General features: G+C 66.8%; 18 protein-coding genes. 9 read left to right on the top strand and 9 right to left on the bottom strand.

The features are described from left to right. Positions 1–7: 7 nt before the first annotated feature. The 4 genes from ORI27_RS16600 to trmB all read right to left on the bottom strand — a co-directional run bounded on the left by ORI27_RS16600 (position 8) and on the right by trmB (position 8,191). Positions 8–3,532 (bottom strand): Ig-like domain-containing protein, encoded by a 3,525-nt coding sequence (locus ORI27_RS16600; protein WP_265998009.1) that lies wholly within the window; start codon positions 3,530–3,532, stop codon positions 8–10. A gap of 211 nt (positions 3,533–3,743) precedes the next feature. After that, positions 3,744–6,698, bottom strand: coding sequence for an MMPL family transporter (locus tag ORI27_RS16595; RefSeq protein WP_265998010.1), 2,955 nt, complete (start codon positions 6,696–6,698; stop codon positions 3,744–3,746). 45 nt (positions 6,699–6,743) lie between these two features. Next, positions 6,744–7,427 (bottom strand): NYN domain-containing protein, encoded by a 684-nt coding sequence (locus tag ORI27_RS16590; protein WP_407666334.1) that lies wholly within the window; start codon positions 7,425–7,427, stop codon positions 6,744–6,746. A gap of 5 nt (positions 7,428–7,432) precedes the next feature. Continuing rightward, positions 7,433–8,191, bottom strand: a complete 759-nt coding sequence (trmB, locus tag ORI27_RS16585) for a tRNA (guanosine(46)-N7)-methyltransferase TrmB (protein ID WP_407666329.1) — start codon at positions 8,189–8,191, stop codon at positions 7,433–7,435. 93 nt (positions 8,192–8,284) lie between these two features. Between trmB and ORI27_RS16580 the strand changes: the two genes are divergently transcribed. The 5 genes from ORI27_RS16580 (at position 8,285) to ORI27_RS16560 (ending at position 15,212) form a co-directional block, all read left to right on the top strand. Next, complete coding sequence (locus tag ORI27_RS16580; protein ID WP_265998012.1) at positions 8,285–9,220, top strand: hypothetical protein; 936 nt, start codon at positions 8,285–8,287, stop codon at positions 9,218–9,220. After that, a complete protein-coding gene (locus tag ORI27_RS16575; protein WP_265998013.1) occupies positions 9,217–10,650 on the top strand; it encodes a hypothetical protein in 1,434 nt (477 codons plus the stop codon). Before ORI27_RS16580 ends, ORI27_RS16575 begins: the two co-directional genes overlap by 4 nt. A gap of 140 nt (positions 10,651–10,790) precedes the next feature. Next, on the top strand, positions 10,791–12,617 hold the full coding sequence (locus ORI27_RS16570; RefSeq protein ID WP_265998014.1) for a phosphoenolpyruvate carboxykinase (GTP): 1,827 nt from the start codon (positions 10,791–10,793) through the stop codon (positions 12,615–12,617). A gap of 63 nt (positions 12,618–12,680) precedes the next feature. Beyond that, positions 12,681–14,243, top strand: a complete 1,563-nt coding sequence (gene fadD4, locus ORI27_RS16565) for a fatty-acid--CoA ligase FadD4 (protein WP_265998015.1) — start codon at positions 12,681–12,683, stop codon at positions 14,241–14,243. A 12-nt stretch (positions 14,244–14,255) separates the two neighbouring features. Next, positions 14,256–15,212 carry an enoyl-CoA hydratase/isomerase family protein gene (locus ORI27_RS16560; RefSeq protein ID WP_265998101.1) on the top strand — a complete coding sequence of 319 codons (957 nt, stop codon included), beginning with the start codon at positions 14,256–14,258 and terminating at the stop codon, positions 15,210–15,212. On the opposite strand, the gene ORI27_RS16555 is transcribed toward ORI27_RS16560, so the two are convergent. Further along, complete coding sequence (locus tag ORI27_RS16555) at positions 15,190–15,945, bottom strand: GntR family transcriptional regulator (protein ID WP_265998016.1); 756 nt, start codon at positions 15,943–15,945, stop codon at positions 15,190–15,192. The genes ORI27_RS16560 and ORI27_RS16555 overlap by 23 nt on opposite strands. 37 nt (positions 15,946–15,982) lie before the next feature. Beyond that, the gene (locus ORI27_RS16550; RefSeq protein ID WP_265998017.1) at positions 15,983–17,140 is read right to left on the bottom strand and encodes an acyl-CoA dehydrogenase family protein; all 1,158 of its coding nucleotides are present in this window, start codon (positions 17,138–17,140) and stop codon (positions 15,983–15,985) included. Between the two features lie 168 nt (positions 17,141–17,308). On the opposite strand from ORI27_RS16550, the gene ORI27_RS16545 reads away from it, so the two are divergent. From ORI27_RS16545 to ORI27_RS16535, 3 genes are all read left to right on the top strand, one after another. After that, positions 17,309–18,229, top strand: coding sequence for a hotdog family protein (locus tag ORI27_RS16545; RefSeq protein ID WP_265998102.1), 921 nt, complete (start codon positions 17,309–17,311; stop codon positions 18,227–18,229). 86 nt (positions 18,230–18,315) lie between these two features. Next, on the top strand, positions 18,316–19,503 hold the full coding sequence (locus tag ORI27_RS16540; protein ID WP_265998018.1) for a CoA transferase: 1,188 nt from the start codon (positions 18,316–18,318) through the stop codon (positions 19,501–19,503). Next, positions 19,497–20,786 (top strand): amidohydrolase family protein, encoded by a 1,290-nt coding sequence (locus ORI27_RS16535; RefSeq protein ID WP_265998020.1) that lies wholly within the window; start codon positions 19,497–19,499, stop codon positions 20,784–20,786. Before ORI27_RS16540 ends, ORI27_RS16535 begins: the two co-directional genes overlap by 7 nt. Here the strand turns inward: ORI27_RS16535 and ORI27_RS16530 are convergent. From ORI27_RS16530 to ORI27_RS16520, 3 genes are read right to left on the bottom strand one after another with little or no spacing between them, the layout of a single operon-like run. Next, a complete protein-coding gene (locus tag ORI27_RS16530) occupies positions 20,783–22,039 on the bottom strand; it encodes an acyl-CoA dehydrogenase family protein (protein WP_265998021.1) in 1,257 nt (418 codons plus the stop codon). The two genes, ORI27_RS16535 and ORI27_RS16530, sit on opposite strands and share 4 nt — an antisense overlap. Further along, positions 21,994–23,100 (bottom strand): acyl-CoA dehydrogenase family protein, encoded by a 1,107-nt coding sequence (locus ORI27_RS16525; RefSeq protein ID WP_265998022.1) that lies wholly within the window; start codon positions 23,098–23,100, stop codon positions 21,994–21,996. The genes ORI27_RS16530 and ORI27_RS16525 overlap by 46 nt, the downstream gene beginning before the upstream one ends. A 5-nt stretch (positions 23,101–23,105) precedes the next feature. After that, positions 23,106–23,993, bottom strand: a complete 888-nt coding sequence (locus ORI27_RS16520) for an alpha/beta hydrolase (RefSeq protein ID WP_265998023.1) — start codon at positions 23,991–23,993, stop codon at positions 23,106–23,108. A 133-nt stretch (positions 23,994–24,126) separates the two neighbouring features. Here ORI27_RS16520 and ORI27_RS16515 point away from each other — a divergent pair, with 133 nt between their 5' ends. After that, the gene (locus ORI27_RS16515; RefSeq protein ID WP_265998025.1) at positions 24,127–26,070 is read left to right on the top strand and encodes a flavin-containing monooxygenase; all 1,944 of its coding nucleotides are present in this window, start codon (positions 24,127–24,129) and stop codon (positions 26,068–26,070) included. The last annotated feature ends 4 nt before the right edge of the window (positions 26,071–26,074 follow it).

Genomic DNA, 26,074 nt, shown 5'->3' with positions numbered 1-26,074 from the left:
TGGGCGATCAGAGGATTTGTGTGCCGGCCCCGTCGACGGCGATCGCCCACACACCTCCGGTCGTCGTCAGATATGCGGTATCGCCGACGACGAAGACCACATCGCCAATATTTCGAATCGATCCCCCGGCGAACGAGTCGGCCTCCGGTACGGGGCCGTCTGGTGTCAAGGCCGTAATGTTGACCTGGCCGCCGGACTCAGAATCGCCTGAATACATCATCAGGTACGTGGTGTCGCCAATGACGATCTGCCACGGATCGCCTGGCGTCAGATCGTCATTGAGCGGTGTGACGCCCTCGGGTGTCAGCACAGTGAGATGGGCCTGGCCAGGGTAATACGTATCGCCGCCATTGCTGCGCCACTCATTTGTCAACACGTAGGTGGTTTCGCCGACGACGATGATCGCATCGAAGGTGTCGGGCGACCAACGCGCCTCACCGGGGATGGCGGCGCTGGGTGCTGTCACCCCATCTGGCGTGATTGCCGTGAAGTAGGTGTGAACGGTTTCGAGCTCGCCGGTCTGGGTCACCAAGTAAGTGGTGTCGTCCACGACGATCAGCGGGAACGCCAGATTGTTGTAAGTGTCCCGACGACCGGGAATGACGATGGTTACCGGTGCCACATCGTCGGGACCCAGCGCCATCAGATGGGTCTCATAGCCGGACTCGTCATCGCCTGTCTCTGTCACCAGATAGGTGGTATTACCCACAAGGATGACATCTGCGCGTACCCGGCCGGGAATGAGACCGCCGACCGGTGCCGGGCCGTCGGGCCCCACCTCTATCAGCTGGTTGTGCAGGCCAGAATCCGAAGTGCCCGTCGTCGTTACCAAGTAGGTGGTATCGCCGACCACGATCGGATCGTGATTGACGGAGCCGGGGAACGAGCCTGGCACCGGGGACAGGCCGCCCGCTGTCAGCGCCGCCAGATGGGTCTGATAGTGAAATTCGGAATCGGAATACGTGCTCGTCGTCGTAGCCAGGTAGATGTTATCGCCGGCGACGATAACGACCGGATTATTGCCGGGTATCCCATCGCCGATGGGCGTCAAGCCCTCGGGTCCGAGGGCCAGAAGGTGGGTCTGGTCGCCAGAGGAGGAATCCCAGGTTTGCGTCACCAGGTAGGTGGTGTCGCCGACGACGAACTGGTGGCTATTTCCCGGCAGATATCCGGGAACAGGGTCGCCGACTACTGTCACGCCGCCGAGCGTCGGTGTCAAAGTCGTCACCCACGTCCGCCAGGTTGCTTTGTCCTCACCCGTCCTTGAGAGCAGGTACGTGGTGTCGCCAACCACGATCGGATCGCCGCTCAGCACACCGGCAATGGACCCCACGGGTGTCGCACCACCGGGCGTCAATGCCAAAACATGGGTCACAATGCGTGAATACGGGGTGATGAGCACGTAGGTGGTATCGCCGATGACGACCGGATCGCTTTCTATCGACCCGGGAATCGACATCGTATCTGTCACAGCGTTGGGACCTAGCGCCGTGACGTGGGTTTCGTAACCGGTCTCATACCTGCCTGATGTCGTCAGCACATAGATGGTATCGCCGATGACGATCGGATCGTGGGACGTATATCCGGGCACGGACGTCGTGGTTAGACCGCCGGGACCCAGCGCCGTGACGTGGGTTTCGTAACCGGTCTCGTCATCGCTCGACTCCGTCAGCACGTAGGTCGTATCGCCCACGACGATCGGATCACGATGCATTGCGCCGGGAACAGACGTGGTCAGCGTGCCGCCGTCGGCGGCTATCTCCGTCAGGTGGGTCTGGGAGCCCGATACATAGTCGGTGGTCACCAGATAGGCGGTTTCGCCGGCGAGGATCGGAGCAAGGAATTCAAGCGCGTCAAAGTTGATAATGGCAAGGCCCGGAATAGGATCGCCGACCGGCGTCAGCCCGTTGGGTCCAACCTGTGATAGATGGGTCTGGATGCTGGAATCCGAACCTGCGGTAAGCGTCATCAGATAGGCGGTGTCCCCGACAACGAACGTCCCGTACGCCACGCCCTTGGCCCCGTCGCCGTCGGTGCGGATGTTGTAGCTGCCGTCGCTGTGGATGACCGCAGTTATGGACGAGAACTCTTGTTCGGTGCCAGGATTGTACGCATCCCCGGTGTAACCGAAGATGTAGACGTCACCCGTGCCGGGATCAAGAAAGGACAGCACCGGCGACATCCCAGCCGGCAACGCGAGCGCGGCACTCGGTGAGCCGGCGATGTTCTCCGCGACCACGATCGGCGTGGTACTGGCAGTACCGTCGGTGGCAGTGACCGCGAACGTAAGCGTCACCGCGGCAGGAAAATTCGGTTCGAAGTAGCCGGCGAGGACACGGGTGCGCGGATTCGGGGTGAACGTCCATTCCCCGGTCTGCTCATTCAGCTCGAATGTGCCCAACGCTGGATCCGGTGGGGTGTCGAGGCGATAGGTCACAGGCTTGTCGTGGGTGACGTTGAAGTGCCCGCTGATCTTCCCGGTCTCGGGGTCGGTTCCGTCGACCGAGTATGGATGCTGCTGGTCGACGACGGGTGGCGGAGGGACGTAGTTGACGGTGATCGTGGCAGTGCCGACTGCGGTGGCGCCCTCGTCATCGGTGACGGTGTAGCTGAAGCCATCGGCGCCGTAGAAGTTTTCAGCCGGTGTGTAGGTGAATGATCCGTCGGGGTTGAGAATGAGTGCGCCGTGGCCGGGCGCAGTGTCCACGGCGGCGGTCAGGACGTCACCGTCGGCGTCAGTGTCGTTGGTCAACACATTGCCCGTCAGCTGGGTGTTCTCGTCGGTGGCAAAGCTGTCGTTGACCGCGTTGGGAGCATGGTTCGATGGCGTGACGACCGGCGCCACGGCCCGGTGGATCGTCGCCGCCAAGGGCGCGCCGACGATCGGAATCATCCCGATGACGTCGAGGGTCATATCGCCGATCTCATCGCGCATATCGGCGAAGTCGCCTTGTAAGGCCGCGATGGTGAAGTCGAGGAAATCCGCCACCAGGCTCAACCCATTGACGAGCGTCCCCACCCCGGGCACCCAGCCGACCGACATGTTGATGTCGGTAACGGCCTGCTCTCGTTCGAGTTCTGATACCGGGTTGGCAGGAGCCATGGCGTTCGCCACCGACGTCGTCGCCGCCGGCGCGGCGATGCGGACATCACCGGCCTCGCGGCGCGTTGCGGCTGCCAGGGCTGTCGCGAGCACCTCGGCACTCGGGGTGGCCGGGGTCGGGATCCTCGGCGAAGGCCGAGCACTTCGGGCTGTCCCCGCGGAGGACGGGTTCCTGGCGGAGCCGGCCAGGGAGGCCCTCGGAGTGCTTATACGCCGTGGCTTCGTCGATACGGAGCGATCACCGGGTCGCGCTGCCGATGACCCGGTTGCTGACGAACGAGCCGACGGGCCGGCCGAACCGGCGTCTGACTTGCCCTCGGCGTGTGCGACACCCGATCCGCCGGCCAGGGCTGCGCCGATACCCAGTGCGATCGCGCCAGCGCCCAGCCACCGGTACCGCTGGAGGCGATTCGGCTTCTTGTGACGCACATCGTGTCCGCGTTGACGCGACCGATGAGCGCGTGGACTTGAGCGGCGCTGACTCGCCACGGCCCCCCCAAGGGTTCCCTGTGAATTTGCTAGAAGTTACATGTGAAGAACGGTTCGGCCTATATATAACAGACGACCGCGCATCGGGCAGCGCTTGGCACAGCAAATATTCACGGAGAGGCCAATATTCCCCGCCGGGCTCGAGTCGAAACTAGAGGCGGCCCTCGCGGCGCAGCAGATCTTGCGCGCTGACCCCGCCGCCGCGGCGGCGCTCCTCGCCCTCTTTCTTGCCACGTGAGTTCAGTTTCTCGGTCGCGACCTCGGAGTCACCCTGCTCGGGCCGGCTCACCGGAATGGCGCGGGTCTCCTCGGCGCTGACCGCGGGTGAGACCTCGTCGGTTCCGTTCTGCTCACGCTGGGCGGGAATGGCGGTGGTGGCGTCCTCGGGGGCCGGCATCGTCTGGGTCGGTTCGGCCGACGGCTGGGCAGGCGGGGAAGGTGGTTGCTTGCCGCGGAGTTCGCCCAGCCACGACTCGATTTCCCGTTCCGGTGCCGGTGGGGCCGGCGGACGACTGGACCTGGCCGCCGACGCGGCGTTGTTCACCGCGTTCTTGACCGCGTTCTTGGCCACCGAGAACCGGGTTGTGGGCGCCTCGGCGATCGCTCCGCCGACCGACTCGCCGGCATCCGGCATCCGGGCGGTGCCCGCCGCGGATGGGGCATTCTTCGGCGACGGCGGGCGGTACTCCGCGCGTCCCACTACCCGTGGCCGCGGCCGGACCTCGGCGCCGGGATGGGTCGGGTCGGGCACGGGGCGGGCCTCGGCGGCCGAAACGGGGGCGCCCGCACCGACCAGCGCGTCGGCCGGCTCGCGCACGATCGGACGCTTGCGTTCGTCGGGCAGATGGGTCTCGCCAAGCCCGATCTTGTTCTGCAGCCGCTTCATCCACCGCGGCGCCCACCAGCAGTCGTCACCGAGAAGCTTCATGATCGCCGGCACCAGGAACATCCGAACGACGGTGGCATCCAGCAGCAGCGCGATCAGCAGGCCGAACGCCAGGTACTTCATCATCACCAGGTCGGAGAACGCGAACGCACCGGCCACCACGGCCAGGACCAGCGCGGCGCCGGTGATCAGCCGGCCGGTGGTGGCGGTGCCGATTCGGATCGCCTCGGCGGTGGACATGCCTCGTTCGCGGGCTTCCACCATGCGGGACACCAGGAACACTTCGTAGTCCGTCGACAGACCCCAGATGATCGCGATGATCAGTCCGATCATCGGTGAGAACAAGGGTTGCGGGGTGTAATTCATCAGGCCCGACCCATGACCGTCGATGAACATCCAGCTGAGGATGCCCATGGTCGAACCCAGGGTCAGCGCGCTCATCAACGCCGCCTTGATCGGCAGCACGATCGACCCGAATGCCAGGAACATCAAGATCGTGGTGGTTATCACCAGGATCAGCACCATCAGCGGCAGGTTGGTGAACAGACTGTGAATGCTGTCCTGGGCCAGCGCGAGCGTTCCACCGACGAATACCTGGGTGCCGTGTGGTGGTGTCAATGCGCGTAGCTCGTCGATCTTCTTCGCCGCATTGCCGCTGTCGACCAGGCCGTTCTGCAGCACCCTGACAGACGGGTCCTTGGAGCCGTCGTCCTGAGCGGATCGTTCCTGCCACATCGAAGACGGGTCGTCGGAACCGGTGAATCCGGATATCGTCTCGGCCTTGGCGCGAATATCCGCGAGCTGCTGCTCGGTGACGGGTTTGCCATCATCGCCGCGGATCACCAGCGTGATCGGCTCGGTGCGGAAGCCGGGAAACTGCTTGTCGAACTCTTCCTGGGCTTGGCGCACCGGATTGTCCGGTGGCAGGTACTTCTCACTCATGCCGCCCAGTGCTAGCTGCCCCAGCGGTATGACCATCAGGACCATCGCGATCAGAATCGGCACCGCGAACGCGATCGGCCGCTTCATCACGACGTTGACCAGCCTGCCCCAGAATCCGCGCTCCACTTCCTCGCGGGTCTTGGTCTTCTGGGTCTTCTCCGCGAACCAGTCGATGATCCGTCGTGAGAACGTCCAGTTCGCCAGGAATGGCACCCGTAACAGGGTGCGTACGCCGAGCGCGTCGACATTGCGCCCGAGGATGCCCAGCGTCGCAGGCAGCACGGTGATGGACAGGAATGCGGCCAGCAGCACCGAGGCGATGATCGCGTAGGTGATGGACTTGAGGAATCCGAGCGGGATCAGCAGCAGCGGCAGGGACGAGGCCACGATGATCACCGCGGAGAACGCAACCGTCCGGCCGGATGTCATCACCGTTCGGCGTACCGCGGCCTCGGTGTCATAGCCCTCGGCGATCTCCTCGCGGAACCGGCTGACGATGAACAGCCCGTAGTCGATCGCGATGCCGAAGCCCATCATCGTCACGACCGGTTGGGCGAAGAAATTGACGGGACCGAACTCCGCAGTGAAGCGCAGGATTCCCAGTGCGCCCGCGATGGTGAGACCACCCACGATCGCGGGCAGGGAGGCGGCGATGACACCGCCGAACACGAAAAACAGGACGACCGCTACCAGGGGAACGATCGCGATCTCGGCTCGCTTCTGGTCCGTGCCGATGGTGCCGGTGAGTTCACTGGCCAGCGGCTCCAACCCAGCCAGCTGGATGTCACCGTCGTTGAGCTTCTTCAGTGCGGGCTCGACGGACTGATAGTTCTTCAGAATGGAGTCGTCGTCATCGCCCTTGATCGGGATGCTGACAAATGTGTGCCGCAGATCCGCGGTCTTCATCTGCTGCACAGTCTCGGACGTGCTGTCGGGGGCTTTCAGCCAGCCGACCCAACTGACAATCTGATCAGGATTGTCCTTGACCACCGCGTCCAGCTCGGCGGTTACCGTCTTTTGCCAGGCCGGGTCGGTGACCTTCTCGCCGTCGGGCGGGGTCAGGATCGCCACCACGTGGCTGGCGCGATCACGGCCGTAGGCCTCATCGCCGAGCAGTGACGCCTCGACCGACTGGCTGCCTTCGTCGTAGAAACCGCTTTGGGTGACGTGCTGGCCGAGGCTGGATCCGTAGATTCCCCCGCCGAGGCACAGCGCGACCATGACAGCGATCACGATGTACCGATAGCGGTACACCTTTCGACCCCACCAGGCGAACACCTATGCTCCTAACTAAATCTGTGGCGACCTGCGCATCGGGTTCTCCTACACGCGCGATGTCAGTAGCGAGGACAGCGGCCGGAATGGTTGTAGCCACGCCCCTTGCTCTGGTAGCGAATCTAGGCCGATTCGCGGCAGCGGCTCTCGGAAAACACCAGGAATGTCCTCCAGGTCGACGAACTCCAAGGTATCCGACGCTAGCGCCCAGCTGGCATGTTCACGAAATCCCAGCACGTAGGCGGGGGTGCCGGAACGGGCGATGTCCTCCAGGGGACTGCGGAAGGCCTGCCCGTCGGCCGAGGCGACCGACACCGCGGCCAGGCCTTCGCGGCGGCGAAGTTCGATGTGGGCGAGCATATCGCTGTCGACGTCGCTGTCCTCGTCCACCTTCGGTTTGGCGAACACCGCGAAGCCGACGTTCCGCAGCGCCTCCACCCACGGGCGGACGACGTCTGCGCTGCCAGGGGCGATGTTGGTGAACACGGTGGCCTCCGGTTCCACCGAGATCTCCGGGTGGCCGGCCGCCAGCTCGGCGGTGCGGGTCAGCAGCCAGCGTCCCAGTGCGTCGAACCGCGGCCGGTGCGCGGCCGTGGGCCGGCCGCCGAGGATCGAACCAAGCCCCATGTCCAGATTGGGTGCGTCCCAGACCAGCAGCACCCGGTGGATCGGCGGGCCCGCCCCCGGATCATCGCCGCCGGGCAGGGCCGGGGCCGCTGCGGCGTCTTCCATGACACTCATCGTCGTCTCATCCACAGAAGTTCGGTCACCGCGCTGCCTGCGTTGCGCGCCTTCGTCTCGTATTTCGTCGTCGGTCGCTGCACCGACATGGGCAACTGATCATCGGGCTGTACCCGGTGCAGGAGTGGCTCGGCGTCACCGGCCTCGGCGATCTGTTCGGCGTAACCGGCATGGTCGGTGGCGGCGTGGAGTAGTCCGCCGGGCCGCAATCGGTCGGCGATGAGCGCGATCGTGGCGGGTTGCAGCAGTCGGCGCTTGTGATGGCGGGACTTGGGCCACGGGTCGGGAAAGAACACCCGCACCCCGGTCAATTCGCCGGACGAGAACATGTGCTCGAGCACGTCGACGGCGTCGCCGCGGACCAGCCGGATGTTGGACACCCCGGCCCGGTCGATGGCGCTCAGGAGCTGTGCGAGACCCCGCCGGTAGACCTCGGCGGCCACCACGTCGATATCGGGCTCCGCCTGGGCCATTCCGAGGGTCGAGGTGCCGGTGCCGCAGCCGATCTCCAAAACGACGGGCGCCTGCCGGCCGAACCAGGCGGCCGTGTCCAGGTGCTGGGCTGGCCCCGTTTCTTCGCGGGCCACGGTCCCCAGCCGGGGCCACAGCCGGTCCCACACCTCCTGCTGGGTCTCGGTCAGCGCCGAGCGGCGCGAGCGGAAGCTCGTCACCCGGGGATAGCGATGCGCCAACCCGGCATCGGGCGTGGCTGAGCCACCCTGGCGCTGCACATGCATCCGTCCATGGTCGCTCATGAACGTAGGTGTACCCGCACCGTGGTACAGATTGATACCCAACAGTTGCCTACGCCTGGTAGTGGCTTTCGCCACAGCTCAGCTGGTGTCAGCATGTCCGGTGTGGTGGGACGGCTGGTGGACGAACTCCGAACGCCGGTGCGGGTGTGGGTTGCGGGCCGCCAGGGGTGTGGGCGGCGCACCGTGGCACGAGTTCTGCGTGAGGCGGGTGTGACGGTCTCCTGCTCTTCGGACCGCGCCGACCTGGACGTCTATGTGCTGGCCGAGTCGGTGAAGCCGGAGGACAGCGGGGCGCTAGCCGCCTCGCCTCGGCCGGTCGTCGCGGTCCTGACCAAGGCCGATCTGGCTGGATTCGGTGGGGCGGGACCCGTAGCGGCCGCCGCCGCACACTGCCGGCGGCTCACCGAGCTCACCGGTATCCCGGTGTACCCGCTGGCCGGACTGGCCGCGCTCGCCGCCGTCGATGACACCGTCGTCGACGAGGAGACCCTCGACGCGTTGCGCATATTGACCACCGATCCGGCCGATCTCGGCTCGACCGACGGATTCGCCGGCGGAACCCACCGGCTACCACATCAGGTCCGGCGCCGACTGCTCGCCCGGCTCGACCTGTTCGGTATCGCGCACGGCGTGCGGGCGCTGCGCGACGGCGCCGACCGGGCCGGCCTGCTGACCACGCTGTGGCAGGCCAGTGCGGTCGATGGGCTGCTCGCCGGGATCGAGGCGGCCGCGGCCCCGATGCGGTATCAACGCCTGATCGATGTGCCGGGCGGGGAAGGCTCCGCTTCCGACGAGATGGTCTTCGCCAGAATGGCCGCTGCCGTCGAGGTGATGCGGGCCGCCGGCCTCACCGTCGACGACGATGACGCCGCCTCCACGCACCTGCGGCGGGCCATCACCTGGCAGCGGTACTCCCGCGGCCCGGTGTCGCGGCTACATCGCTGTGCTGCCGCCGACATCACCCGTGGATCGCTGCGGTTGTGGCAACAGGCGGGCGGTATCGCGGAGCCACTGGAGCCAGGGCCATGACCGACCAGGTCGAGAGCCTGCTGGCGCAGCTCGATCCTGAGTTGTCGCCGCCGATCAGCCGCCGCGACGTTGTCCTGGTCGCCGGCCCGTGGCTGGCCGGCACCAGCAGCCTCGTTGCGGCCCTACGAGCTCGGCTGCCGGGGCAACGGGTGCTCGAACCGGGCGAACTCGGCCCCGGCGAGGCCCCCACCGCGGTGGTGTTCGTCGTTTCGGCCACCGCACCGCTGGCTGACTCCGACTGTGCGTTGCTCGATGTCGTGGCCGCCGACACCGATGCGCTGATCGGGGTGGTGTCCAAAATCGACGTCCATCGCACCTGGCGCGAGGTGCTCGACGCCGATCGGGCGCTGGTGACCCGGTGGGCTCCCCGCTACGCAGATGTCCCGTGGGTGGGGGTCGCCGCTGCCCCGGACCTGGGCCCGCCCGCCGTCGACGATCTCGTTGCAATCCTGTCCACCACTCTCGCCGACGGCGCGCTACACCAGCGAAATAGCCTGCGCGCGTGGGAAAATCGGCTCCTCGCGGCGGCGCAGCGGCTGGACCGCGACGTTGAGGATGCCGACCGGGAAGCGAAGCTGGCGGCGCTGTGTGAGCACCGTGCTCGGGTGCTGCACCGGTTCCGGGTGGACAGGGCCGAGCGCACCATCGCTCTGCGCAGCCGGATTCAGCAGGCCCGAGTCCAGCTCTCCTCGTTTGTCCGCTCCCGCTGTGCAGACGCGCGGATCGAACTGAAGGACGATGTGGCGGCGATGACCCGGCGTCGGCTCGGCGGCTTCACCGACGAGGTTCGGCGACGGGTCGCCGAGGTTAGCGACGAGGTGAACGAGGAGGTCGGCCACCAGCTGGTCGATCTCGGCGAGCAGCTGGGACTTGCGATACAGACTCCCGCAGAGCCGGCTCCGGTGATCGAGGTGGGTGCGGCGCCGCCACGGGCGGGCAGTGCGGAGACCCGGCTGACGATGCTGCTGGGTGCAGGCTTCGGCCTCGGTGTCGCATTGACGGTGAATCGGTTGTCGGCCGGACTCGCACCGCAGTGGACGGCCACCGGCGTTGTCGCAGCGGTGGTGGCCGGGCTGGCCGTGACGGCGTGGCTCGTCGGCGTCCGCGTATTGCTGCACGACCGGGTGGTCCTGGACCGCTGGGCGGGGGAGGTCGTCGCCGGGCTGCGCGCCGCTCTGGAGGAGTGGGTGGTCACCTGCGTGCTGGCCGCGGAAGCGGCGGTGGGTCGTGCGGCCGCGGAACGCGATGCCGTCGCGAGCGCCGAATTCGACGACGCGGTCGCTCGCATCGACCGGGAAATCCGTGCACACATGGCGCAGCGGACACGGGCGGCCGCGGTTCGGGATCGGCGTGGAGAAGCGATCCTGCGGGCCTTGACGGCGGTTCGGAGACGAATTCAGGCGATGAAACGCCCGATTGTGGCTTTCTGAATCGTTCCTGTGAGTCATCGGACATAATCCCGATTAACCGCGGGTATCTCACCCGCGTTAACCTGTTTTTTAGGGAGGACCGTGTCTCGATGCGGAATCCGGCCTGCGTCCGGCACAAAGAATTAGCAGGAGATTTAGCGATGACTTCAGCGACCATTCCAGGTCTGGATACCGCACCGACCAAGCATCACGGCCTGCTCGCCTGGGTCCAGGAGGTCGCCGAACTCACGCAGCCCGACCGGGTGGTCTTTGCCGACGGCTCCGAGGAGGAGTACCAGCGGCTGTGCGACCAGCTGGTGGCCGCCGGCACCTTCACCCCGCTGAGCGATTCCGAGGAACCGAGCTCGTATCTGGCCCGGTCGGCGCCGTCGGACGTGGCGCGGGTCGAGTCACGCACATTCATCTGTTCTGAGCGGGAGATCGACGCCGGTCCCACGAACAATTGGATGGCGCCCGCCGAGATGCGCGCCCTCATGACCGACCTGTACCGCGGCTGCATGCGCGGACGCACCCTGTATGTGGTCCCGTTCTGTATGGGTCCCCTCGGTGCCGAAGACCCGAAACTAGGCGTGGAGATCACCGACTCCGAATACGTCGTCGTGTCGATGCGGACGATGACCCGCATGGGCCAGGCCGCGCTGGACAAGATCGGCGAGGACGGATTCTTCGTCAAGGCGCTGCATTCACTGGGCGCGCCGCTCGAGCCGGGCCAGGACGATGTGCCGTGGCCGTGCAATGACACGAAGTACATCACCCACTTCCCCGAGACCCGTGAGATCTGGAGCTACGGATCGGGTTACGGCGGTAACGCGCTGCTCGGCAAGAAGTGCTACTCGCTGCGCATCGCCTCGGCGATGGCGCATGACGAGGGGTGGCTGGCCGAGCACATGCTGATCCTCAAGCTGATCTCGCCGGAGGACAAGGCGTACTACATCGCCGCCGCGTTCCCGTCGGCCTGCGGTAAGACGAACCTGGCGATGCTGCAGCCGACCATCCCGGGCTGGCGAGCCGAGACCGTCGGCGACGACATCGCGTGGATGCGCTTCGGCAAGGACGGCCGGCTGTATGCCACCAACCCGGAGTTCGGCTTCTTCGGCGTCGCCCCGGGAACCAACTGGAGCTCCAACCCCAACGCGATGAAGACGGTCGCGGCCGGCAACACCGTGTTCACCAACGTCGCGCTGACCGACGACGGTGGTGTCTGGTGGGAGGGTCTCGAGGGCGACCCGCAGCACCTGATCGACTGGAAGGGCAACGATTGGACGCCCGACTCGGACGAGAAGGCCGCTCACCCGAACTCGCGCTACTGCACCCCGATGTCGCAGTGCCCGACGCTGGCGCCGGAATGGGACGACCCGCAGGGCGTGCCGATCTCGGCCATCCTCTTCGGCGGTCGCCGCAAGACCACGGTGCCGCTGGTGACGCAGGCGCGCGATTGGCACCACGGTGTGTTCATCGGGGCCACGCTCGGAAGTGAGCAGACCGCCGCGGCCGAGGGCAAGGTTGGCACTGTGCGGCGCGACCCGATGGCGATGCTTCCGTTCATGGGCTACAACGTCGGCGACTACATGCAGCACTGGATCGACATCGGCAAGAACTCCGATGAGTCCCAGCTGCCGAAGGTCTTCTTCGTCAACTGGTTCCGCCGCGGTGACGACGGCCGGTTCTTGTGGCCGGGCTTCGGCGAGAACAGCCGCGTGATGAAGTGGATCATCGAACGGGTCGAGGGCAAGGCCAATGGTTCCACGACGCCGATCGGCATCGTGCCGAGCGCGGCCGATCTCGATCTCGACGGGCTGGACGCCGATCCAGACGACGTCAACGAGGCGCTGGCGGTCAACGTCGAGGAATGGCGCGACGAGTTGTCGCTGATCGAAGAGTGGTTCGAGTTCGTCGGCGAGAAGCTGCCGACCGGGGTGAAGGACGAGTTCGAGGCGCTCAAGCAGCGCTTGGCCGACAACTCCTAACTGCTGAGCACTACGACAGGGCCAGTTGACACCCGTCAACTGGCCCTGTCGTACAGTGCATTCATGCAGATCCGCGAGCATGCCGAGGCCAGTCCCGACAAGCCGGCCGTCGTCCTGTATCCGTCCGGAAAGACTGTCACCTTCGGTGAGATGGAAGCGCGGGCGAATCAGCTGGCGCACCTGTTCCGGAAGTCTGGACTGCGCGAGGGCGACGCCGTCGCCGTCCTCATCGAGAACAACGAGCATTTCCACACCGTGTTGTGGGCCGCCCGTCGCTGTGGGCTGTACTACGTGCCGATCAACACCCACCTGACGGCGGCGGAGGCCGCCTACATCATCGACAACAGCGCGGCCAAGGTCGTCATCGGCTCGGTCGCGCTGCGCGAGACACTCGCCGGGCTCAGCGCCGAACTGCCGACCATGCCGCCGCTGCTCATCATCACCGACGGAGCCGAAACGTCGGCGACCAACGCCTCCAGCGAGCTTGACGGCTGGCTGAGCTACCCGGAATGCATTGCGGACCAGCCGGATACACCCATCGACGACGAGATCGAGGGCGATCTGCTGCAGTACTCCTCGGGCACCACCGGACGCCCGAAGGGCATCAAACGCGAACTGCCCCATCTCCCTCCCGCCGAAGTGCCCGGCATCATGGCTGCGCTGGTCTCGTTCTGGATGAACCCGCAGGCGGTGTACATCAGTCCGGCGCCGCTGTACCACACCGCGCCGTCGGTCTGGTCGATGCAGACGCTGGCAGGCGGTATCACCACCGTGGTGCTGGAGAAGTTCGACGCGGAAGGCTGCCTCGACGCGATCCAGCGCTACGGCGTCACTCACGGCCAGTTCGTCCCGGTGATGTTCACCCGGATGCTGAAACTGCCTGAGGATGTGCGTAATTCGTACGACTTGTCGAGCCTGCAGCGGATCATGCATGCCGCGGCGCCGTGTCCAGTCGAGATCAAGAAGCAGATGATCGACTGGTGGGGACCGATCGTCGACGAGTACTACGCCTCCTCCGAGGCGATCGGGTCGACGCTGATCACCGCCGAGGACTGGCTGGCACACCCGGGATCGGTGGGCAAGCCGATGATGGGTGGTCTGCACATCCTCGACGAGGACGGCAACGAACTGCCACCCGGCCAGGCAGGGGAGATCTACTTCGAGGGCGGCTTCGACTTCGAATACCTCAATGACCCTGAGAAGACGGCGAAGTCGCGGGACAGCCGCGGTTGGAAATCGGTCGGCGACATCGGATACGTCGACGAGGACGGCTACCTCTACCTCACCGACCGGCGGCACCACATGATCATTTCCGGTGGGGTGAACATCTATCCGCAGGAAGCCGAGAATATGCTCGTCACCCATCCCAAGGTGATGGATGCCGCGGTGTTCGGCATCCCCGATGAGGAGATGGGCCAAAGTGTCAAGGGTGTGGTTCAGCTCGTCGACGCAGCCGATGCGACCGACGAATTCGCCGCCGAGCTGATGACGTGGCTGCGAGATCGGTTGACGCACTACAAGTGCCCGCGGTCCATCTCGTTCGAGACGACGCTGCCCCGCACCGATACCGGCAAGCTGTACAAGCAGGAGCTGATCTCCAAGTATTCGCCCGCAGCGACCGGATAGCGGAACGCTCGACTGATGTTGGTCGTGGACCTGTCCGACCCGCCCCCGATCGGGGTGACCGATCCGCCGGATGTCGTGGTGGCAGTGGGGGAGTCGTCCACACCGGACGGTGAATTCTGGCTTGACACCGCGACGGTCGCGCTTACCGACACCGAGCATGAGGATCGCCGGTTCGTCACGGTGGAGTCGGTTGACCGCACAGTGGCCGAACTGGCCGAGCGCTGTCAGCGGTGGCCGATCGCCAGCGCGGTGTGCGACGACGTGCTGCGATGTGTCGACGTGACCGGGCCCGCACTGCCGGGGATCGTCACCGAATCACTGGCCTACTCGACGCTGCAGGCCGGCCCTGAGTTCGCCGGCTGGCTAGCCGAGCGCGGTCCGGCCACACTTCCCGATATCCCCGATCCGGTCCTGGCCGAGCGCGACGGTGCAACGCTGCGGATCCGGTTCAATCGCCCGTTGCGGCACAACGCCTTCAGCACCGATGCCCGAGCACTGTTGCTGGAGGCGCTCAGCGTCGCACTGCTGGACGACACGGTCACCGAGGTGGTCCTCGGTGGCAACGGCCCGTCCTTCTGCAGCGGTGGGGATCTCGGCGAGTTCGGCACCTTCGCCGATCCGGCCGCCGCGCATCTGGCCCGCACCCGACACAGCCCCGCGCTTGCCCTCGACGAGCTCACACGCCGGCTCGGACGGTCCTGCCGCGCCGAGATCCACGGTCGTGTGCTGGGCAGCGGACTGGAGATGGCGTCGTTCTGCGGGTGGGTGGTCTGTCACCCGGACGCGGTGCTGGGTCTTCCCGAACTGACGTTGGGGCTCATTCCCGGAGCCGGCGGCACGTTGAGCATCACCCGGCGCATCGGGCGTTGGCGCACAGCCTATTTGGTGCTCTCAGGCCGGACGATCGATCCGGCAACCGCGCTGGCGTGGGGGCTGGTCGACGAGGTCAGCTCGAGCGGCGCAACGTGACCCGATAGGTGTACTGCTCGGGCAGGAAATGGCTGACCGACAGCTCGACGGGGGTACCGGCGGCGTCGGAGTACAGCCGGTCCACCCGCAGCATCGGATGCCCGGGGTCGCAGCCGAGCGCCCCGGCGACCACCTCGTCGGCCGGGGCCACGGTGATCGACTGCGCCGCCTCTGCGATGGGCTGGTCGAGGTGCGGCTCGAGAACGCCGATGACGGTGTTGGTGCCGACGGCGCCGTCGGCGAGATCCGGCGAGTCGAAGACCAGTCGGGCCATCGCGTCGGGCAGGTGCACCGTGGTCACCACGAAGGGAACTCCGTCGTTTTCCCCGGGTCGCTGCGCTCCTGCCCTCCGGTCGTGCAGGCGTCGGAACACCACGGTGTGGACGACGTCGTCATCCAGTCTGAGCCGGCTGGCCGCGCTGACGTCGACGCGGCGGGAAAGGCCCTGCAGGACTTCCATGGTGGTGTCCTCGGACAGGCTCATCAGGTCCTCGATCGAACCCAGCTGCCGCAAATATCCCCGATTGGCGTACGTGCCCCGCCCAGGCACCCGGTGGACCACGCCCTCGGCCACCAGATCCTGAAACGCCCGGCGCACCGTCTGGCGGGACAACCCGTGCTCGGCGACCAACTCGGACTCGGTCGGCAGCCGGACTCCCTCAGGGTAGGCCCCGGAAGCGATCTCATCGCGAAGCCGTTGCCGCAGAACTTGATACGCGGGTTCGGGTTTCATCGGCGGCCCTGGATGCCTCGCAAGTCTGATGTCGGCATCAAATGCCTCCGCGAGCGACGAGTTGGCCGGCGATGACATTGCGCTGGATCTCGTTGGTGCCCTCACCGACGATCATCAGCGGCGCGTCGCGGAAGTAGCGCTCGACGTCATATTCGGTGGAGTACCCGTAGCCACCGTGGATGCGCACCGCGTTCAGCGCGATCTCCATCGCGACCTCGGAGGCGAACAGCTTGGCCATGCCGGCCTCCATGTCACAACGCTGGCCGCTGTCATAGCGTTCGGCGGCGTAGCGGGTCAGCTGGCGGGCGGCGGTCAGCTTGGTGGCCATATCGGCTAGGTAGTTGCCGATCGACTGGTGCTTCCAGATCGGCTGGCCGAAGCTTTCCCGGTCCTGGGCGTAGGCCAGTGCGTCCTCCAGCGCCGCCGTCGCCACCCCCAGTGCCCGGGATGCCACCTGAATACGGCCGGTCTCAAGACCTTTCATCATCTGGCTGAAGCCGCGCCCGGGCTCTCCGCCCAGAATCGCGGTGACCGGCACCCGGCATTCGTCGAAGGCCAACTCGCACGATTCGACCCCTTTGTAGCCGAGCTTGGGCAGATCGCGCGAGATCGTCAGCCCGGCGGTCGGCGATTCGACGAGCACCACCGAGATGCCCTTGTGCCGGGGCGTGGCCTGCGGATCGGTCTTGCACAGCAGGGCGATCAGACCGGACATACGGGCATTGCTGATCCAGGTCTTCGCCCCGGTGATCACCAGCTCATCGCCGTCGCGGCGGGCGAGGGTGGCCATGTTCTGCAGATCCGACCCGCCGCCGGGTTCCGTCAGCGCCATGGTGGCCCGCAGCGCGCCGGTGGCCATCGGGGGCAGATAGGTCTGCTTCTGCTCCTCGGTGCCGAAGGTCTCCAGCAGCTTGGCGACCACGGTGTGCCCGCCCATCGCCCCGGCCAGGCTCATCCATCCGCGGGCGAGCTCCTGGGTGATCTCGACGTAGCAGGGCATCGAGACCGGGGAGCCGCCGTACTGCTCACTGATCGCCAGCCCGTAAACACCGATCCGCTTCATCTGTTCGATCCACGCCTCGGGATAGGTGTTGGCGTGCTCGACCTCGCGGATCGTGGGTTTGACGTCCCGGTCGACGAACGCCCGCACCGTTTCCACCAGCATCGTTTCTTCATCGTCGAGTGCAGTGCTCACCAAGGTCCGCTCCAAGATCGGGAAATGTACGGCCATATTGACACGAAGTCGAGGGAACTACCAGTATGAGTGACTGTGACTTTGTACGGCCATATCGGCGGCGGCGAAGCCGGTGGTCCCTATTTCGACGATCTGGTGGTCGGCCAGGTCTTCGACTGGGCACCGTCGATGACTCTGAGCTCGGGTGCCGCGGCGACCCACCAGGCCATTCTCGGGGACCGGTTGCGGCTCTCCCTGGACGCGGACCTGGCGCACGCTGTCGTCGGCAGTGACGGCCCGCTGGCCCATCCGGGGCTGGTCTGCGACGTCGCGATCGGCCAGAGCACATTGGCAACCCAGCGGGTCAAGGCGAACCTGTTCTACCGGGGGCTGACCTTCTACCGCTACCCGATCGTCGGCGACACCATGTTCACCCGCACCGAGGTGGTCGGCCTGCGCCAGAACACCGCCAAACCCGGCCGCGCGCCGACGGGTCTGGCGGCGCTACGGATGACCACGATCGACCAGGTCGGCAGGCTGGTGCTGGACTTCTACCGCTGCGCGATGCTGCCGCTGAGTCCCAATGCCGCCGACACCGGTCACGCCGACGACCTGGCCCGGGTCGGCGCCGAGCTGGCGCCCGCCCCGGATCCGACCCTCGACTGGAACGCGGCGACCTTCCGGGAACGGGTCCCCGGGCCGCACTTCTACCCCGACATGGCTGGCTCGGTGCTACACAGTACCGGTGACGTCGTCAGCTCAGCACCCGAGTTGGCCCGGCTCAGTCTGAATATCGCCGCCACTCACCATGATTCACGAATCGGTGGCCAGCGCCTGGTCTACGGCGGGCACACCATCGGATTGGCCCTGGCCCAGGCCAGCCGACTGCTGCCGAACCTGGCGACCGTGCTGGGTTGGCAGTCCTGTGATCACACCGGCCCGGTGCACGAGGGCGACACGTTGTACAGCGACCTGCACATCGAAGCAGCCCGGCCGTTGGCCGGTGACCGCGGTGGGGTGCTCGCCCTGCGCTCGCTGGTCTATGCGGCGGCCGCCGACGGCACCGACCGGCCGGTGTTGGACTGGCGGTTCAGCGCGCTTCAGTTCTAAACCGACGCCGAGATCGACGTTGTGCGGGTGTTCACTCGCAGTTTCCCGGCGGAATGTCGGTTTGGGCGTGAGGGGATACTTGTCGGGTGAACGTCTCCGGCACCGACTGGGCGGGCAGCGGCCTGGCCTGGCTGACCGGGCTCCCCGACGGCCCGCCCGACCATTCGCGGTCGGCGGTGCTGGACCGTGCGGCAACCGTCGCCGCGGACCTCACTCAGCTTCTGGGAATCGGCGTTGATGCCGCGACACTACTGACCGGCCGGGCTGCGTTGCTCGGACTGCACCGACGCGGCCGAACCTCGGCCGGCGGGGCAACCCGGCTGATGCGGTCGCGGGACGGTTGGTGGGCGCTGACCCTGTCCCGTGTCGACGACATCGCCGCCATGCCCGCCCTCGTTGAAGCCGACTCCGTGCCCGACGATCCCTGGCCGGTGATCGCCCGCTGGGCCGCCCAACGTGATGGCGGCGACATCGTGGAACGGGCCGCGCTGCTGAACCTGCCGGTGGCTCGGGTCGGCGAGGCGATCGCCGCGCCCGTCCGGGTCCGCCCGTGCGGGCGTCGGGCGGTGCCCCGCCCAGCGCAGGGCTTGCTGGTGGCCGACCTGTCGTCGATGTGGGCGGGCCCACTGTGTGGCCGGATGCTCGCCGCCGGCGGCGCCACCGTCGTCAAGGTGGAGAGCCCGGCCCGCCCGGACGGAACCCGGTCCGGCAACAAGGCCTTCTACGACTGGATCAATCACGGGAAACTCTCTTATGCATTGGATTTCGACCGCGACCGCGAACGCCTGCGGGCGTTGCTGGCAGCCGCCGACATCGTGATCGAGGGGTCGCGGCCCGGCGCGCTGGCCCGGCGAGGCCTGAGTCCGGAGACGCTGCCCGGGCCCAACGGCAGAGTGTGGCTGCGGGTCAGTGGGTATGGCCAGGATTCGCACCGTGCTGCCTTCGGTGACGACGCCGCGGTGGCGGGCGGCTTGCTCGGAACCAGCATCGACGGTCCGGTGTTCTGCGGCGACGCCATCGCCGATCCGCTCACCGGGATGGAATCAGCTCTGGCCGTGGCGAATTCACTGAGTCGCGGCGGGGGAGAAACCCTCGAGGTGGCGATGTCGGCTGTCGCGGCGAGTTACGCGACGCTTCCTACCCGGCCGTCGACATCCCCGATAGCCGCCGCACCGCCGCAACCTCCACCGCCCACCGCGCGTGCAGCGGAGCTCGGTGCCGACAACGCAGCGGTCGAAGCCATAGTCATCCAGCGGAATTCGGTCCCATGCTGATCCAGCGAACACACCTGCTCGACGGTCGGGTCGCCGACGTCCGGGTGAGCTCCCACATTGAACAGGTGGCCGATGCGCTGACTCCGAGGCCGGCCGAGACGGTGCTCGATGCGGCCGGCGGCACGGTGATACCGGGTCTGCATGATCACCATGTGCATCTCCGGGCCGCGGCCGCCGCACTCGATTCCGTCCAGATCGGGCCCGCCAAGGTGCGCACCCACGCCGATCTCGCCGACGTACTGAGCACCGCGCCGGTCGGAGTCGACGGCTGGGTCCGAGCCGTGGGCTATCACGAGTCCGCGGCGGGCCCGCTGGATCGATCGGTGCTCGACGAGCTCAGAGCAGATGTGCCGGTGCGTATTCAGCATCGCAGCGGCGTGCTGTGGTTCCTGAACTCGGCAGGCCTGGCCGCTGTCGGCCTACCCGACCACCCCGATGGCAGGCTGCGAAGCTACGACAGCTGGTCGGACGCGGTCGCGCGCCGCGACACCAATTTGGCCGCGATCAGCCGCCGCCTGCTGGGCTACGGCGTCACCGGAGTCACCGATGCCACCCCGGGCCTGGGCGCCGACGACATCGTCACGCTGACCGAGGAGCACCGGCACGGCGGGCTCTGTCAGCGGGTGCACTGGCTGGCCCCGGGAAAGCGGATCCTGCACGACGATTCGCTGGACCTCGACGAGCTGACCGACTGGATCGGCGGACGGCATCGCGCCGGGGGGCCGGTCGCCCTGCATTGTGTGACCGCTGGCCAATTGGTCGTCAGCCTGGCTGCCCTGCAGACGGCCGGCGTGCACCCTGGCGACCGGATCGAACACGCCGCGGTGGTGCCGGCCGACACCCTGGCCGAGCTCGCCGGGTTGGGTGTCCTGGTGGTGACCCAACCCAACTTCGTCGCCGAACGGGGTGACCAATACCTCGCCGACGTCGATCCTGCCGATCAGCCCGGGCTGTGGCGGCTGGCGTCGCTGCGGCGGGCCGGCGTGCGGGTCGCCCTCTCGACGGACCTGCCGTTCGGCGGTGCCGACCCGTGGGCGGCGATGCGTGCCGCCGTGCGCCGCACTGCGGGCAGTGGTTCGGTGCTCAACGCCAGCGAATGCGTTTCAGCTGCGACGGCTCTCGCGATGTTCACCGGGTATGCCGAGCGTCCCGATGTCGCCCGGACCGTCGAACCGGGGCAGCCCGGGGACCTGTGTGTGCTGAGCGCACCGCCGGCCGAGGTCCTCGATGCGCTCGACGCCGACCTGGTGACCGCCACCGTCATCGGCGGCCACCTCCCCTAGCGATTTCGGCGCGTTTTCGTTCGCTCACCGGCGGTTAGCGCGCCGAAATCGCTGGAGGTAGGGAGCTCGCGAAATGGGGTATTCCGATAGGGCTCCGGCTCTTTGGGCAGGCCCAAGATCCGCTCGCCGATGATGTTGCGCTGGATCTGGTCGGTGCCACCGCCGATAGAGGTGAAATACGCATTGAGAGTTCGAAACGTCACCGCGTCACCCAACGGGTTGTCCGGACCGCTCAGCATTGCCTCGGGGCCGGCGATCGCGGTCTGAACCTTGGCCGTTTCGTGCAGGATCCGCGACATCGCGATCTTGCCCAGCGCCAGCAATGTGGCGGCCTCGGCCCGATCGGTGGTGGCCTTGGCCCGTTGGGTGTTCCACCGGTTCACCGCGGCGTACGCCTCGACCCGGGCGATCTCCTGCCGGATGAAGGAGTCGCCGAGCTTGCCGGAGCGGCGGGCCATCTCGACCAGGCTGTCGGAGTCGGCCTGCGGCTTGCGGGCCGAACGCGATGTGCGAGCCAGGTCACCCATCAACCGGCGCTCATAGGACAACGCCACCTGCAGCACCGCCCAGCCGCCGCCCGGTTCACCGACCAGGTTCGCATCGGGCACGTGCGCGCCGGAGATGAAGACCTCGTTGAATTCCGATTCGCCGGTGATCTGGTGGATCGGGCGGACCTCGACGCCGGCCTGGCGCATCGGGAACATGAAGAAGCTGATTCCGTTGTGCTTGGGCGCATCCCAATCCGTGCGCGCCACCAGCAGACCGTAGTCGGCTGACGTGGCGAACGATGTCCACACCTTCTGGCCGTCGATCACCCAGTCGTCGCCGTCCTGCTCGGCCCTGGTCCGCAACCCGGCCAGGTCCGAACCCGCACCCGGCTCCGAGTACAGCAGGCACCACTTCGTCTCGCCGCGGATCGACGGCGGAATGAGGCGGTGCTTCTGCTCGTCGGTCCCCAGATCGTGCAGCGTGCACGCGAACAGGTTCGCTCGATCGTGACCGGTGCCCGGGGCGCCCACCGCGGCGAATTCGGCTGCCACGATGCGGGATTGCGGGTCGCTCAACCCGCGGCCCCACCACTGCGGTTCCCAGCTCGGCACGGCCCAGCCGGCGTCGAACACCAACTGGGCCCAGCGGCCGCGGTCCAGGGTGGCATCCCAGTTGGCGGTCAGCCATCGGCGGACCTCGTCACGCACATCGTCGTCGGTCACTGCTGAGCCTCCCGCAGTCGCACATAACGCTCCCGGTGCCATGCCGGGTCACCGAACAACTCGGCGTCGGTCCTGGCCCGTCGCAGGTACAGGTGTGCGGGGTGCTCCCAGGTGAAGCCGATACCGCCGTGCACCTGGATGGTGTTCGCTGCGACCGTCACGAATGCTTCCGAGCAATACGCTTGCGCCGCAGCCAGATCCAGAAGACAATCGGGATCGTCCGCGTCGAAGGCGGCGGCGACGTGCCGGGCCGCGGATAACGCCGATTCCGCTTCCAGCAGCATGTCGGCGCACATGTGCTTGACCGCCTGGAAGCTGCCGATCGCCCGCCCGAACTGGAACCGGGTTTTGGCGTAGTCGGCAGCCATCCGCATGGCGTGCATCGCGCCGCCGGCCTGCTCGCCCGATAGTGCCACTGACGCGGCATCCAGCGCCCGATCGAGTGCGACGGACCCGGCCTCCAGGGCGCCCACCAGCCGGGCCGGCGTGTCGCGCAATACCAGCCGGCCCTGCTTGCGGGTCTGATCGACCGTCGACAGTGCGCTGATCTCCAGACCGGGAGAGTCGGGCGCCACCGCGAAGATCGAGTTCCCGGCCAGGACGTAGATGCGCTGGGCGATCGTCGCGTCGAGTACGTAGGTCTTGGTGCCCGACAACAACCAGTCGAACCCGGCCGCACGCGCGGTGGTATCCGGCGAGGCAGGCGGTCGGGCCGAACCCGGCTCGGCGAACGCCACCGTCGCAAGGAACTCGCCCGCGGCGATGCGCGGGAGGACATCGGCCTGTTCCCGGGTGTCGCCGAGGGCCAGCAACAGGTTGGTGGTCAGCACCGCGGTCGACAGGTAGGGCCCGCACAACAGCGCCCGGCCCATGGCCTCCATCACCAGTCCCACCTCGACCGCGCCGGCGCCGGAGCCGCCGAGCGCCTCGGGTATCGCCAGGCCCAGTAGACCCATCGCGGCGAGCTCGGCCCAGACCGCCGGGTCGTATCCGGTGTCGGTGGCCATCAGCCGGCGCACCTCGGTCTCCGGTGAGCGCTTGGCCATCACATCTGCCACCGCGTCGGCCAGGTCCCGCTGCTCGGTGGTCAGCGCCGCCGGCATTGGACTCAGTCCCCGAAACTTTGGCGCAGGCTCTCACACTGGCTGTAGAAGAACGCGTTGGAGATATCGGCTTTCGGTGCGATGCCGTCGAAACCGTGGAACGCCCCCGGCACCACGTGGACGTCGCACGGCACGCCCGCGGCCCGCAACCGGTCCGCATAATCAAGGTCTTCGTCGTGGAACAGGTCCAGTGTTCCGACCCCAAGCCAGGCCGGTGGCAGGCCGGCGAGATCGGTCCGCCGCGCGGGCACCGCCACCTCCGGATCGGCACCACCGAGATAGGACTGCCAGCCGAACCGGTTGCTGGTGGCGTTCCACAGCCGCTGACCCGGATCCTCGAGGTGCAGACCCACGCTCCGGTCGTCGATCATCGGGTAGACCAGCAGCTGGAAGACCGGTTTCACCCCGGCGCGGTCCCGGGCCAACAGTGCCAGGGCCGCGGTGAGTCCACCGCCGGCGCTGGCCCCGCCGATCGCGATCCGGTTCTCGTCGACGGCGGGCAGCCCGGCCAGCCATTCGAGCGCGGTGTAGCAGTCCTCCAGCGGCGCGGGATACGGGTGCTCCGGGGCCAGGCGGTAGTCGACGGCGGCCACCGTGATTCCCAGATCCTTCACGAACCGCCGGCACATCACGTCGTCCTGGGCGGCGGTGCCCAGCACGTAGCCGCCGCCGTGGATCCACAGCAGCGCCGGGGTGGTCGCGGAGGCCCCGGCGGGCCGGTAGAGACGGATGCCGACGCCGGACTCCAGCGTCAGCACCTCGACACCTTCGTTCTTGGGTCTCTGCAGGGCGGTCAGCCGGCGCAGGATCGGCAGCGTCCGGGGATAGATGAGCTTGCGGGGGGTGAACCGCGCGGCGCTGCGCAGCTCGGGATGGATGTCGGTGTTGGCCACGCCGCCCAGTATGGCAACCCGGGTCCGGCTAGGGACAGGACCTTGATCCATGACCGCAGGAGACAGTATCGTGGTGGCGGCAATTACGGAACGATGCGTAGCGTAATTGCAGATCGCCGAGAGGAAACCGTCAATGACGACCAATCCGTATGCGGGCCAACCGTTCACGTCCTCGGACGCCGAGATCGCCGCCGCGTTGGAGCAGGTCAGCATCCCCACGCTGCTGCTGTCATTGGTGCACATCACCGGCGACCCCCGCTTCATCCGCGAGTTCAAGCAGGCCGGCGTCTTCCTCAACGAGGTGCAGGGTTTCATGTCCGAGGAGGACAAGGCCCGGGCCCGTGCGGTCGCGTTGCCCGTCATCGCCGAGTACCGCGACCGCGGCTGCCCGGGGCCGGTGCCGCTGAGCCCCGAGCTGATCGGCGAGATGCTCGACTGGGCCGCCTGCGAGCATGTCGACGATGAGTACCGCCCGATGGTCCTGGAGGAGATGGACCTCGAGGACGTCGACCCCCGCCGTCCCGCGGCGCTGGATCCCGTGGCGGCCGCCGACTTCCCGGTCGTCGTGATCGGGTGTGGCGAATCGGGCCTACTCGCCGGAATCCGCCTCAAACAGGCCAATATCCCGTTCACCATCGTGGAGAAGAACGCCGGGCCGGGCGGAACATGGTGGGAGAACAGCTATCCCGGTGCCCGTGTCGATGTCGCCAATCACTTCTACTGCTACAGCTTCGAACCGAGCAACGACTGGTCGCACTATTTCGCCGAGCAGCCCGAACTGCGGGCCTACTTCGAATCGGTCCTTGCCCGCCACCGGCTGGACGAGAACGTCCGTTGGCAGACCGAAGTGGTGTCGGCGGACTGGAACGACGACGACGGCACCTGGCTGGTGGTCGTGCGCGGCAGGGACGGAACCGAGTCCAGCATCCGCGCCAGGGCGGTCATCACCGCGGTCGGGCAGTTGAACCGGCCCCAATTTCCCGATATCGAGGGCGCCGACACCTTCGAGGGGCCGGCCTTCCACTCGGCGGCCTGGGATCACTCCGTCGACCTGACCGGCAAGCGGGTGGCACTCATCGGGGCGGGAGCCAGCGGTTTCCAGATCGCCCCGGCGATCGCCGACCAGGTTGAGCATCTGACCGTGTTCCAGCGCACCGCCCAGTGGATGTTCCCCAACCCGATGTACCACGACAGCGTCGGGGACGGGGTGCGCTGGGCGATGAATCACCTTCCGTACTACAACCGTTGGTACCGCTTTCTGGTGATGTGGCCCGGAGCGGACAAAGGGCTGGAGGCCGCCCGTTCGGATCCCGCCTACACCCACCCCGACGACCCGAACTACGCGGTCAGCGAGATCAACGCCGTGGCGCGCCTGATGTTCACCGACTGGATCACCACCGGAGTCGGTGATGACGCCGACCTGCTGGCCAAGGTGCTGCCGGACTATCCCGCGACGGGCAAACGCACGTTGCAGGACAACGGAACCTGGCTGTCCACACTGCGCCGCGACGACGTCGAGCTGGTACGCACCCCGATCGAACGCATCACACCGCACGCCGTGGTCACCGCCGACGGAGTGGCCCACGACGTCGACGTCATCATCTACGCCACCGGATTCCGCGCCACCGAGGTGTTGTATCCGATGACGATCACCGGCCGCGACGGGACGGATCTGCGCGCCGCCTGGGGAGAGCGGCCCGCAGGGTACCTGGGCATCACCGTGCCGGGGTTCCCGAACTTCTTCATGATCTACGGCCCGGGCAACCATCTGGCGCACGGCGGCAGCCTGATCTTCAATTCCGAGCTGCAGATGCGCTACATCAACGACTGCCTGGCCGAGGTGATCGCCAACGGTTGGAAGGCAATCGAGCCGACGGTTGAGGCCACCGAGGAGTGGCATCGGCGTCATCAAGCCGAGATCAACACCATGGTCTGGGCGCACCCGTCGATCAAGCATTCGTACTTCAAGAACGCCGCCGGCGAGATCCACACGGTGAGCCCGTGGCGTCTGCCGGTGTACTGGAACGCGGTTCGTACCCCTGATTGGTCGAACTTCGTTGTGACAAAGGGGAAGTGAGGAG

Source organism: Mycobacterium pinniadriaticum (assembly GCF_026242045.1).
Taxonomy (GTDB): Bacteria; Actinomycetota; Actinomycetes; order Mycobacteriales; family Mycobacteriaceae; genus Mycobacterium; species Mycobacterium pinniadriaticum.
Note: the sequence above shows the minus strand (reverse complement) of the source record. Positions and strands in the feature narration are given on the sequence as shown.

Bases quoted from the DNA above. Each gene is read 5' to 3' on its own strand.
- ORI27_RS16590 (WP_407666334.1), bottom strand. From the start codon at position 7,427: ATGGAAGACGCCGCAGCGGCCCCGGCCCTGCCCGGCGGCGATGATCCG.
- trmB (WP_407666329.1), bottom strand. From the start codon at position 8,191: ATGAGCGACCATGGACGGATGCATGTGCAGCGCCAGGGTGGCTCAGCC.
- ORI27_RS16580 (WP_265998012.1), top strand. From the start codon at position 8,285: ATGTCCGGTGTGGTGGGACGGCTGGTGGACGAACTCCGAACGCCGGTG.
- ORI27_RS16575 (WP_265998013.1), top strand. From the start codon at position 9,217: ATGACCGACCAGGTCGAGAGCCTGCTGGCGCAGCTCGATCCTGAGTTG.
- ORI27_RS16570 (WP_265998014.1), top strand. From the start codon at position 10,791: ATGACTTCAGCGACCATTCCAGGTCTGGATACCGCACCGACCAAGCAT.
- fadD4 (WP_265998015.1), top strand. From the start codon at position 12,681: ATGCAGATCCGCGAGCATGCCGAGGCCAGTCCCGACAAGCCGGCCGTC.
- ORI27_RS16555 (WP_265998016.1), bottom strand. From the start codon at position 15,945: ATGAAACCCGAACCCGCGTATCAAGTTCTGCGGCAACGGCTTCGCGAT.
- ORI27_RS16545 (WP_265998102.1), top strand. From the start codon at position 17,309: ATGACTCTGAGCTCGGGTGCCGCGGCGACCCACCAGGCCATTCTCGGG.
- ORI27_RS16535 (WP_265998020.1), top strand. From the start codon at position 19,497: ATGCTGATCCAGCGAACACACCTGCTCGACGGTCGGGTCGCCGACGTC.
- ORI27_RS16530 (WP_265998021.1), bottom strand. From the start codon at position 22,039: ATGGCACCGGGAGCGTTATGTGCGACTGCGGGAGGCTCAGCAGTGACC.
- ORI27_RS16525 (WP_265998022.1), bottom strand. From the start codon at position 23,100: ATGCCGGCGGCGCTGACCACCGAGCAGCGGGACCTGGCCGACGCGGTG.
- ORI27_RS16515 (WP_265998025.1), top strand. From the start codon at position 24,127: ATGACGACCAATCCGTATGCGGGCCAACCGTTCACGTCCTCGGACGCC.